This window comes from Streptomyces sp. NPDC059853, assembly GCF_042731495.1.
Classification (GTDB): domain Bacteria; phylum Actinomycetota; class Actinomycetes; order Streptomycetales; family Streptomycetaceae; genus Streptomyces.
Genome location: NZ_JBHWJL010000198.1, coordinates 1 through 9,815, shown reverse-complemented (window position 1 = coordinate 9,815; position 9,815 = coordinate 1). Strand labels below are relative to the sequence as shown.

The following is a 9,815-nucleotide window of genomic DNA, read 5'->3' as shown; positions in this document are numbered from 1 at the left end:
GGGATCTGGCGCGGGACGGCGCGCCGGGCCCCCTGCCCGACGCGTTCGAGGCGATGATCCACGCCATACGCGACCTCCGCGACGCCATGCGGAAGGATCTGGAAACATCCGGCTGACCCCGGTGCCGGGCCCGCGGACGCTCCCTCAATCGCCGCCGGTGCCGGGCGGCCCGCCCACCCCGTCGCAGGTCAGGGTGGCCCGGTCCGCGTCCAGGGTGGCCGGGACGCCGAGCGGGACGGTGTGCGGGTGGGGACCGTGGCCGAAGGCGAGTTCTTCCGCCATCGGGACGCCGAGCGGGGCCAGGCGGTCCAGCAGCACGGCGCGGACCTCCTCGTAGGGGCCGCAGTCGCGCCAGGAGCCGAGGGCGATGCCGGCCACCCCCTCCAGCAGGCCGGAGCGCAGCAGCTGGGTGAGGACCCGGTCGATCCGGTACGGCTCCTCGCCGACGTCCTCCAGCAGCAGGATGCCGCCGGCCGCCGAGGTGCGGGCGTGCGGGGTGCCGGTCTGGGCCGCCAGCAGGCTCGCGCAGCCGCCCATCGTGATGCCGCGGGCCCGGCCGGGGACCAGGGTGCGGGCGCTCGGCGCGGTGAGCACGACGGGCTCGTGCGGGGCGAACAGCGCCCGCCGCAGGCGCTCCTGGGCCACCGCGTCGTCGGTGAACGCGGTGGTGCCCGGCATCGGCCCGTGCCAGGTGGGGACGGCGAGGCGGACCGCGAACGCCTCGTGCAGCGCGGTGATGTCGCTGAAGCCGAGCAGGGGTTTCGGCGGGGCCGCCGCCAGGGCACGCCAGTTGAGCAGGTCGAGGATCCGCTGGCTGCCGTAGCCGCCCCGGGCGCAGATCACCGCCGCCACACCCGGATCGCACCAGGCGCGCTCCAGGTCCCGGGCACGCTCGGCGTCCGGGGCGGCCAGGTGCGGCAGCGGTGCCGCGCCCCCGGCCGACGCCGAGGGGCCCGCCTCGACCCGCAGGCCCCAGCCGCGCAGGATCTCGGTCCCGGCCTTGAGCACATCCGGTTCCACCGGCCCGGCCGGGGCCACCACCGCCACCCGGTCGCCGGGGCGCAGCGCGCGGATCACCGGCGCAGCTCCAAGGCCGGCGCGTCGGGCCGCTCGATGCCGAAGGCGGTGAGGTACAGGGCGAGTTCGGACTCGACGGCGGTCACGATGGTCTCGGCGCGGCGGAAGCCGTGGCCCTCACCCGGGAAGGTGAGGTAGGCGTGCGGCACGCCCGGCCCGTCGCCCGCGGCGAGGGCGGCCAGCAGCCGGTCGGCCTGTTCGGGCGGGCAGATGGTGTCGTCCAACCCCTGGAGCAGCAGGAACGGCCCGGTGATGCGGTCGGCGTGGGTGACCGGGGAGCGGTCGCGGTAGCGCTCGGGGACCTCGTCCGGCGGCCCGACGAGGGAGTCGAGGTAGCGGGATTCGAAGTCGTGGGTGCCCGGCCCCGTCCAGCTCGCCAGGTCCAGGATGGGGTAGCTGATGGTGCCGCAGCGGTAGAGCCCGGCGGTGTCTTCGCCGGTGAGGGAGGCGGCGGCGGTCCAGCCGCCCGCGCTGCCGCCCCGGATGGCCAGCCGGTGCGGGTCGGCGCTGCCCTCGTCGGCCAGGGCGCGGGCGACGGCGGCGCAGTCCGCCACGTCCACCACGCCCCACTGTTCGCGCAGCCGCTCCCGGTAGGCGCGGCCGAAGCCGGTGGAGCCGCCGTAGTTGACCTCGGCGACGCCGATGCCGCGCGAGGTGAAGTAGGCGATCTCCAGGTCCAGGACGACGGGCGCGCGGGAGGTGGGCCCGCCGTGCGCCCAGATGACGTACGGGGGCCGTTCGTCCTCCGGTGCCGGGGGCGTGGCGCCCGGATGGGCCGGCGGGTAGACGGTGGCGTGGACGCGGTGGCCGTCCGGGCCGGTGAAGGTGCGGGACCGGGGCCGCGGGTAGTACGCCGGGTCGACGGGGTCCCGGTGGTGCTCGGCGAGCACCCGGGTGTGCCCGGTGGTGGTGTCCAGCTGGACGATCTGCCAGCCGATGTGCGGCCCGGCCGCGATGCCGGTGATGCGGCTGCCCTGGACGGCCAGCGAGGGTGCCCATTCGCCGTACGGGCCCGGTGTGTCGGCCAGTTCGCCGGTGGCCGGGTCGAGGACGCCGAGCCGCATGCCGCCCGCGCCGTGCAGCACGGCGAGCAGTCCGCTCTCCAGCGGGGCGAACCAGCGCCAGCCGATGCGCCACAGTCCTTCGGCGAACTCCTCCTGGCGCGGGCAGAGGTTGACGGCCTCCCCGGTGTCCGGGTCGACGCGGTGCGGGTTCCACCAGCCGGTGCGGTCGGTGGTGGCCAGCAGGGTGCCGTCGGGGGCCCATTCGGCCTGGGCGATGGCCTCCTCGGGGCCGCCCGCCAGGGTGCGGACGCCGGTCAGCCGGCCGTCCTCGTCCAGGCCGGCGATCTTCAGCTCGGTGCCGTCCCAGGGCATCGCGGGGTGGTCCCAGGCCAGCCAGACGGCACGCCGGCCGTCCGGGGAGAGCCGGGGGCAGGTGACGAACCGGGGCCCCTCCGGGGTGAGTTCGCGCAGCGCGTCGGGGTCGGTTGCGGCGGCGCCGTCCAGCGGTATCGCGACCGGGACCCGGCGTACGGCACCGTCCGCGCCGTGCTGCTCCAGCACCGCCCAGATCTCGCCGCGCTCCGGGTGCGGGCGCAGGTCGCACCAGCGGAGTGCGCCGCCCGGGCCGGCGGGCGGGGTCAGCGGGCGCGGGGCGGGTCCACCGGGGGCGTCCGGTTCCAGGAGGTGGACGCGCTGGTCACCGTGGTCGGTGAAGACGATCAGCGGGCCGCCCTCGGGGCGGGCGATGCCGGCCCACGGGTGGCCGCCGTAGCCGATGACCCCGTTGCGGACGTTCCACGGCGCGGGCAGGACCGTCTCGGCGACGCCGCCGCCGTCCGGGCGCAGCCGCACCAGGGCGCGCCGGCCGCCCTCGGCGGGGCGGGGGGCGGTCCACCACAGTTCCTCGCCGACGGCGCCCAGGTACTCGGGTTTGCCGTCGTGGGCGGCGACCAGGGCGGCGTCGATGGGCGAGGGCCAGGTTCCGTAGCGGTCGTACGCCATGAGCTGCCTCCAGGGCGGTGTCGGTCCGGGCGTCACCGGGTCACCCGGGGATCGTTCCACGACCTTGATCGGCGCTCCAGCCACCGGACCGGGTGTGTTCGCGCGGTGGCGCGTCGGGCGAGTCGGCGGCGGCGCGGCGGAGTTGGGGCGGCGGGCGGGGCGCGGCGCCGGGCCGGCTACGCCGGGCGTGCGGCGGCGGCCTCGGCCAGCTGGTCGAAGGTGCGGATCAGTACCGCGCGCCGTTGTTCCCTGAAGGCGGGCGAGGGCCCCAGCTCGTCGATCGTCCGCTCCCAGACGGCCAGGTACCGCTGTTTCCAGCCTTCCACCACCTCCGGGCGCAGCGGGGTGTCGGAGGTGTGGCCGGCGCGGGTGAGGACGTGGAGCAGTTCCAGCCGGCACGGGACGGCGACGCCCTCGTACTCGTCGGCCTCGATGGCGACCGGATCACCGTCCATGGCCTCGGCGATCTCGGCGACGAGCCCGTCGATGAAGGAGGACAGATAGTCCCTGGCGGTGTCGCTCTCGAAGTTTCCGCTGCCCCAGGTGCCCACGGTGTCTCCTCCACTCGATGGTGTCGCATCCCGATGACGCCATCGAAGCAGGGACCACTGACAACGCGGGCGGGGACGGTGGCCCTCGCTCAGCCGGCGGGCCCGGCGGCGAGACCGGCGCGCAGCAGCCGGAGGTAGGCGTCGGTGGCGGCGGCGCGGCGCTCCTCGGGGTGCTCGCTGATGGCGTGGATCAGTCCGCAGAACAGTTTCAGCAGGTTCTCGCCGGTCAGCGCGGGGGCGGGCCGGAGGCGGCCGAGGAGCCGCGAGACCCGGGTGACCAGTTCGGCCTTGGCCCGGCGCAGGTCGTCCGTCTCGTCGGTGACGGTGATCAGGACGGTGAACAGGCCGGGCTGGGCGAGGGCGGCGGCGAGCGCGGTGCGCAGGAACTCCTCCAGGGCGCGGTGCGGGTCGTCTTCCCGTTCCGCCGCGTCGGCCAACTGGATGAGGTCGCGGGCGGAGCTCTCCAGGACGGCTTCGAGCATCGCGCGCTGGGTGGGGAAGACGCGGTACACGGTGCCGACCCCCACCCCCGAGCGGCGGGCGAGTTCGTTGAGGGTGAGCGCGGTGTCGCCTGCGGCGATCGCCCGCCGTGCCTCGTCGAAGATCCGCTCTCTGTTCCGCGCCGCGTCGGCCCGCATGTGTCTCCCTTGGGCATCCCGTCAGGTGGATAGGTTATCAATTTTGCTGCTACGGTGAAGTCGATAGGTTATCCACTTTCTGTCGCAGGAGCTGCCATGACCGTTGTCCTCGTCCACGGGGTGCCCGAGACCCCCGCCCTCTGGAACGCCCTCAGGGACCACCTCGACCGGCCCGCCGTCGCCCTGCGCCTGCCCGGATTCGGCAGCCCCCGCCCCGCCACACTGACCGGCAAGGAGCCCTACGCCGCCTGGCTGGCCGGCGAGCTGCGGGCGATCGGCTGCCCCGTCGACGTCGTCGGCCACGACTGGGGCGGACACCTCACCATGCGCGTCGTCTCCGCCCACACCGACGTGCCGGTGCGCAGCTGGGTCTCCGACGTCGCCCACGGCTGGCACCCCGACTACATCTGGCACGAGGCCGCCACCCTGTGGCAGCGCAGCCCGGAGGGCGAGGAGTCCCTGGCCGCGCTGCGGGAAGCACCCTCCGGCAGCGGCCGCACCTTCGGCGATCTGCTGCGGGCCCGGGGCATGACCCCGGAGCTGGGCCGGGAGGTCGACGCGAGCCACGACGCGGACATGAGCGCGGCCATCCTGGCCCTGTACCGCTCCGCCCGGCCGAACCTCGCCGCCGACTGGGGGAAGGACCTCACCGGCCCCGCCGCGCCCGGACTCGTCCTGGTTCCGACCGGTGACCCGATGGCGCGCCCGGACCTCGACGCCGAGGTGGCCCGGCCGCTGGGCGCCCGGGTGACCGAACTGGACGGCCTGACCCACTACTGGATGCTCCAGGACCCGGCGCGCGGCGCCCGGGTGCTCACGGAGTTCTGGGACTCCCTCGGCGGCTGACGGGCCGCCCGCTCCCCCGCCGGGCCGGCACCGGCGGGGCGGCGGAAGCGGCGGCGGGGTTACAGGGCGAGCAGCGTACGGTCGAGCACCCGGGTACCGAAGTGCAGCGCCTCCACCGGCACCCGCTCGTCCACACCGTGGAACATCGCCTGGTAGTCGAAGCCCTCCGGCAGCCGCAGCGGCATGAAGCCGTACCCCTGGATGCCGAGCCGCGAGAACTGCTTGGCGTCGGTGCCGCCGTACATGCAGTACGGGATGACGTGCGCCCCCGGGTCGAAGTGCTGGAGCGCCTCCCGCATGACGGCGAACGCCGGGGTGTCCACCGGGGCCTGCAGCGGCGGCTCGTGGTGGTAGTAGTCCCAGTCCACGTCGGGGCCGGTGAGGGTGTCGAGGGTGGCGGCGAACTCCTCCTCGGTGCCGGGCAGCAGCCGCCCGTCGATGTGCGCGGTGGCCGTGCCGGGGATGACGTTCACCTTGTACCCGGCGTCCAGCATGGTGGGGTTGGTGCTGTTGCGCAGGGCTCCGGCCACCAGGGTGCCGGCCCGGCCGAGGTCGGCGACCAGCCGCTCGACGGCCGCGTCGTCGTCCAGGTCGGGCAGCGGCAGACCGTACAGCGCGGCGAGTTCGGTGAGCGCGGCCCGCACCGTGGGGGTCAGGCGCAGCGGCCAGCGGTGCTCGCCGATCCGGGTGACGGCGGCGGTGAGCCGGGAGACGGCGTTCTCCCGGTTGATGCGCGACCCGTGCCCGGCGCGGCCCCGGGCGGCCAGCCGCAGCCAGCCGGTGCCGCGCTCGCCCGCCGCCACCGGGTAGATGCGGCGGCCGTCGCCGGGGTGGAAGGTGTAGGCGCCGGACTCACTCAAGCCGATGGTGCAGCCGTCGAAGAGTTCGGGACGGTGGTCGGCGAGGAAACCGGAGCCGACATCGGCGGAGTCCTCCTCGTCGGCGGTGAAGGCGAGCACGATGTCACGGCGCGGGCGGATCCCGGCCCGGGCCCAGGCCCGTACGGTCGCGAGCACCATCGCGTCGGCGTCCTTCATGTCGACCGCGCCGCGCCCCCACACCACGCCGTCCCTGATCTCGCCGGAGAAGGGGTGGACGGACCACTCGGAGGCATCCGCCGGGACCACGTCCAGATGACCGTGCACGAGGACGGCGTCGGCGGACGGGTCGGTGCCCTCGATGCGCGCCACGACATTGGTGCGCTCGGGGGCCTTCTCCAGCAGTATCGGGTCGAGGCCGGCCTCGGTCAGCCGCTCGGCGACGTACTCGGCCGCCTTCCGCTCGCGGCCGTCCCCCTGCCCCCGGTTGGTGGTGTCGATGCGGATGAGGTCACTGGTGAAGGTGACGGCCTCGTCCAGGGCGGTCCGGTCGATGTGGTGCGGTGCGTCCGGGTCGTGCGGTGCGTTCGGGTCGTGCTCAGCCATACCATTCCTCGACTGCGTTGGATACCAGCGTGGTCAGCGCCTTGAAGCAGCGGATGCCCTCGTACATGGTGGGCGCGGTGTAGGCGACACGGCGCGGCCCGGTCTGCTCGACACCGGGGACGAAGGTGGCGGAGCCGGCCAGGTGCTCGGCGTCGAACTCCACCTCGATGACCCGGTCCCGGGGCGGGGCGGGTTCGTGCCGGGCCGCCAGGACGGCGCCGCGCGCGGCGGCGGACCGGATGTCCGCGGCGGTACGGGCGGGGGTGCGGCAGATCGCGGCGTGCCGGGAGACGTAGTCCTTGACGGCGACGGCGGGCGCCTCCGGCGCGTACTGCCGGGCGTCGACGCAGGTGAGGTCGTCGCCGGTGACCAGCACCACGGGGGTGCCGTACTCGGCGACCACCAGGGAGTTGAGCAGCCCCTCGCTGGCGCGTACGCCGTCCACGAAGACGCCGGTGATGCAGCTGCCGAGGTAGGTGTGGGCGAGGACGCCCTCGGCACCGGCGGCGCAGTGGTAGCCGACGAAGGCGATGCCGTCGATGTCGCCGCGCTGGACGCCCTCGACCATGCCGAGTTCCTTGTGCCGGCCCGTCAGCAGCTCGGCGCGGTCGTCCAGCTGCTCGATCAGCAGGTTGCGCATGGTCATGTGCGCCTCGTTGACGAGGACCTGATCGGCGCCGCCGTCGAAGAACCCGGCGACGGCGGCGTTCACATCGGAGGTGAAGACCGGCCGGAGCCGCTGCCACTCGGGCCGCCCGGGCAGACAGTCGGCGGGCCAGGTGACACCCGTGGCCCCCTCCATGTCGGCGGAGATCAAGATCTTCATGCCGCGTCAGGCTACGCGCTCCCCCCGGCGCGCGGAAGGCGCCGGTACGGGACGGGGCCGGGCGGGCCCCCGACCGGCCGCACGGGCGGGGGAACCGGCGGGCGTGGAGAGCAGGGCCGGGCGCGGCCGGGCGCCGCCCGGGGGTGTGCGGAGGGCCGCCCGGTACCCGCCGGGGCGTGCCGGGCGGTCCGCGCGCAGTCCGACGGAGCCGGCGCGGGCCCGCCGTACGGCGTTGTGACCCGGTCCGTGGCGTGGGACTCGGCACGCTCGCGGTGCCGCGGCAGGATCATGAAGCCGAGCGCCACCTGCCGGGCCCTGGGCGGGACGACCGGCAGGGAGCGGTGGGTGATCGGCGGACGGCGGCGTACTCCAGGCCGGCCTCCTGGTCGTCATCCTCGGGGCCGGACTGCGAACGGGACGGCGGACCGGGCGCCGTACCGGCGTCGGCTCGCGGGGACGGCACCGGCCCCCGGCGGCCGGCGGGGCGCGGGGCGCCCCGGTCGGGGGTGACGGGGACCGGGGCGCGCCGGCTCCGTACCAGGACGGGGTAGCCCAGGTCCAGCACGCGTGCGGCGACGATGCCGCTCTCCCCCGGGCTCATGCCGGGCATGATCTCCGGCAGGCCGCGGGCGAGGTCCTCGGCGTGGGGGAAGTCGGTGTGCCGGGCGAAGCCGGCGCCGATCGTGTCGCCCGGCGCGTCGGCGGTGCGCTCGGCGGCGCGCAGCGGGGCGGCGTCGGTGGCCAGCACCAGGACACCGCCGGGGTCGGGTCCGGCGAGCGGATAGGCCCACCAGAGGATGTCGGCGCTGCCGCGGGGGCGGCCGTCCTCGCCGTGGGTGCGGAAGCGGCCGGCGGTGGGGTAGCCGGGGGCGTCCAGGACGCCGGTGACCGGGAGGATGTCGGCGGCGGCGCGACCGAGCGCTTCTTCTCCGCGGAATCCGAACAGCCTGCGGGCTCCGCTGCTCCAGTGGGAGATACGGCCCGTGAGGTCGACGACGGCCACGGCCAGCGGAACACGTGCGGAGACCGTGGGTGTGTCGGGGATTGCGGGATCACGCTGCTGGGGGATTTCCGGCACGGTGGCCACCATCTCTCCTTACCCGGTGAGGGAGCGCTCCCACGGTATCCCCGGGCGGGCTGGCGGCGGGAGGCAATGGCCAAGGTGGTGGTGCGACCGGCGCGCGTACGCGCTGGGCGTGCGCGCCCCCCGCTCCGGCGCCCCTGACCTCGATCGCATGCACGTTCGATGACCGACCCGGTCACCGCGCAGGATGCCCCACCGGTGGTTAGCGTGGAAGAAGAGGATTATCTGGATATTGCATGCCCATACTTCCTTGTGGAGGCGGTACCGATGGCGGACTTCCCCGACGGAGCACCGATCTGGGCCGATTGTGTGGTCGCCGAACTGAACGCGGGAAAGACGTTCTACCGGGAGATGTTCGGCTGGGACTTCAGAAGCGCGGGTCCGGATTACGGCGGATACACGATGGCCACCCTGGACGGGAAGCCGGTGAGCGCGCTCATGCCCCCGATGCCCGGCCAGGAGCTGACTCCCACCTGGACGCTGTACTTCGCCACCTCGGACGTCCAGGAGACGGCCGGGCGGATCCGGGAGAACGGCGGCACGCTGCTGCTGGAGCCGATGAGCGTGGGCGAGTTCGGCCGGATGCTGATCGCCCAGAGCCCGGACGGGCTGACCTTCGGCTGCTGGCAGCCCGGCACCCACGAGGGCTTCGGGCTGAGGGGCGAACCCGGCTCGGTCTGCTGGAGCGAGATCGTCTCCCGCGACCCGGCGGCGTTCGACACCTTCTTCAGCGCGGTCTTCCCGGTGGAACTGCGCCGGATGGGCGACCCGGCCGAGTTCGACTACAAGACCGTGCAGGCCGGTGGCTCGGCGGTGGCGGGCCGGATGCCGATGCCGGCGGACACCACGGCGGCGACCGACACGTACGCGCGGCTGTACTTCGGCGTCGACCACTGCGACGACGCGGCGGCCACGGCGGAGAAACTGGGCGGCCGGATCATCAGCGAGCCGCAGGACAGCCCGTTCGGCCGCTGGGCGGAGTGCGCGGACGACAACGGCGCGCGTTTCACCGTGATCGACATGTCGACCACGAAGGGCGAGAAGCCCGCGATGTGAGCCGGGGCCGGGCCCGCAGGGCACGGCGCGCGGCCCGGTAGGTCCCGACCCGAGGGAAGGCGGTGGTGGGATGACGAGAGCGAAACGTCCACGCCCGCCGGAGCCGGATTATCCGGTGTACGTGGGCTCTTTCGGCGACGATCACCGCTACCGGCTGGTCTGGCTGCGCGGGGTCGGCTGGGAGCCGCTGTCCGAGGAGGAGTTCGAACCGCGGATCCGGCAGCTCTTCCCCGACATCGATCTGGACGACCCCGAGCAGGTGCACTGGGCCGACCGCCCGCAGGAGTGGCCGGCCTGGCATCCGGGC

Annotated in this window: 10 protein-coding genes; 3 read left to right on the top strand and 7 right to left on the bottom strand. The window is 74.5% G+C overall.

The features are described 5' to 3' along the window. Positions 1 to 144 precede the first annotated feature (144 nt). The 4 genes from ACFV5N_RS19425 to ACFV5N_RS19410 all read right to left on the bottom strand — a co-directional run bounded on the left by ACFV5N_RS19425 (position 145) and on the right by ACFV5N_RS19410 (position 4,272). Positions 145 to 1,077: an LD-carboxypeptidase gene (locus ACFV5N_RS19425; protein ID WP_385601216.1), complete on the bottom strand. Its 933-nt coding sequence runs from the start codon at positions 1,075 to 1,077 to the stop codon at positions 145 to 147. Continuing rightward, the gene (locus ACFV5N_RS19420; protein ID WP_385601213.1) at positions 1,074 to 3,083 is read right to left on the bottom strand and encodes a prolyl oligopeptidase family serine peptidase; all 2,010 of its coding nucleotides are present in this window, start codon (positions 3,081 to 3,083) and stop codon (positions 1,074 to 1,076) included. The genes ACFV5N_RS19425 and ACFV5N_RS19420 overlap by 4 nt, the downstream gene beginning before the upstream one ends. Positions 3,084 to 3,259: 176 nt before the next feature. Next, the gene (locus tag ACFV5N_RS19415) at positions 3,260 to 3,634 is read right to left on the bottom strand and encodes a DUF4259 domain-containing protein (RefSeq protein WP_385601210.1); all 375 of its coding nucleotides are present in this window, start codon (positions 3,632 to 3,634) and stop codon (positions 3,260 to 3,262) included. An 89-nt stretch (positions 3,635 to 3,723) separates the two neighbouring features. Continuing rightward, positions 3,724 to 4,272 carry a TetR/AcrR family transcriptional regulator gene (locus ACFV5N_RS19410; RefSeq protein WP_385601208.1) on the bottom strand — a complete coding sequence of 183 codons (549 nt, stop codon included), beginning with the start codon at positions 4,270 to 4,272 and terminating at the stop codon, positions 3,724 to 3,726. Positions 4,273 to 4,368: 96 nt separating this feature from the next. On the opposite strand from ACFV5N_RS19410, the gene ACFV5N_RS19405 reads away from it, so the two are divergent. Then, on the top strand, positions 4,369 to 5,118 hold the full coding sequence (locus ACFV5N_RS19405; RefSeq protein WP_385601205.1) for an alpha/beta fold hydrolase: 750 nt from the start codon (positions 4,369 to 4,371) through the stop codon (positions 5,116 to 5,118). Between the two features lie 59 nt (positions 5,119 to 5,177). Here ACFV5N_RS19405 and ACFV5N_RS19400 read toward each other — a convergent pair whose 3' ends face one another. From ACFV5N_RS19400 to ACFV5N_RS19390, 3 genes are all read right to left on the bottom strand, one after another. Further along, positions 5,178 to 6,542 (bottom strand): M20/M25/M40 family metallo-hydrolase, encoded by a 1,365-nt coding sequence (locus ACFV5N_RS19400; RefSeq protein WP_385601202.1) that lies wholly within the window; start codon positions 6,540 to 6,542, stop codon positions 5,178 to 5,180. Beyond that, a complete protein-coding gene (locus tag ACFV5N_RS19395) occupies positions 6,535 to 7,368 on the bottom strand; it encodes a M55 family metallopeptidase (protein ID WP_385601199.1) in 834 nt (277 codons plus the stop codon). The genes ACFV5N_RS19400 and ACFV5N_RS19395 overlap by 8 nt, the downstream gene beginning before the upstream one ends. A gap of 286 nt (positions 7,369 to 7,654) precedes the next feature. After that, positions 7,655 to 8,458 (bottom strand): PAS domain-containing protein, encoded by an 804-nt coding sequence (locus ACFV5N_RS19390; protein WP_385601196.1) that lies wholly within the window; start codon positions 8,456 to 8,458, stop codon positions 7,655 to 7,657. A 261-nt stretch (positions 8,459 to 8,719) separates the two neighbouring features. Here ACFV5N_RS19390 and ACFV5N_RS19385 point away from each other — a divergent pair, with 261 nt between their 5' ends. Together ACFV5N_RS19385 and ACFV5N_RS19380 are read left to right on the top strand one after the other, a co-directional pair. After that, a complete protein-coding gene (locus tag ACFV5N_RS19385) occupies positions 8,720 to 9,508 on the top strand; it encodes a VOC family protein (RefSeq protein WP_385601193.1) in 789 nt (262 codons plus the stop codon). A gap of 121 nt (positions 9,509 to 9,629) precedes the next feature. Beyond that, the coding region (locus tag ACFV5N_RS19380; protein ID WP_385601192.1) for a hypothetical protein at positions 9,630 to 9,815 on the top strand (186 nt) is incomplete at its 3' end.

Excerpts from the sequence above, each read along its gene's own strand:
- ACFV5N_RS19390 (WP_385601196.1), bottom strand. The coding sequence starts at position 8,458 with ATGGTGGCCACCGTGCCGGAAATCCCCCAGCAGCGTGATCCCGCAATC.
- ACFV5N_RS19385 (WP_385601193.1), top strand. The coding sequence starts at position 8,720 with ATGGCGGACTTCCCCGACGGAGCACCGATCTGGGCCGATTGTGTGGTC.
- ACFV5N_RS19410 (WP_385601208.1), bottom strand. The coding sequence starts at position 4,272 with ATGCGGGCCGACGCGGCGCGGAACAGAGAGCGGATCTTCGACGAGGCA.
- ACFV5N_RS19405 (WP_385601205.1), top strand. The coding sequence starts at position 4,369 with ATGACCGTTGTCCTCGTCCACGGGGTGCCCGAGACCCCCGCCCTCTGG.
- ACFV5N_RS19395 (WP_385601199.1), bottom strand. The coding sequence starts at position 7,368 with ATGAAGATCTTGATCTCCGCCGACATGGAGGGGGCCACGGGTGTCACC.
- ACFV5N_RS19420 (WP_385601213.1), bottom strand. The coding sequence starts at position 3,083 with ATGGCGTACGACCGCTACGGAACCTGGCCCTCGCCCATCGACGCCGCC.
- ACFV5N_RS19400 (WP_385601202.1), bottom strand. The coding sequence starts at position 6,542 with ATGGCTGAGCACGACCCGAACGCACCGCACGACCCGGACGCACCGCAC.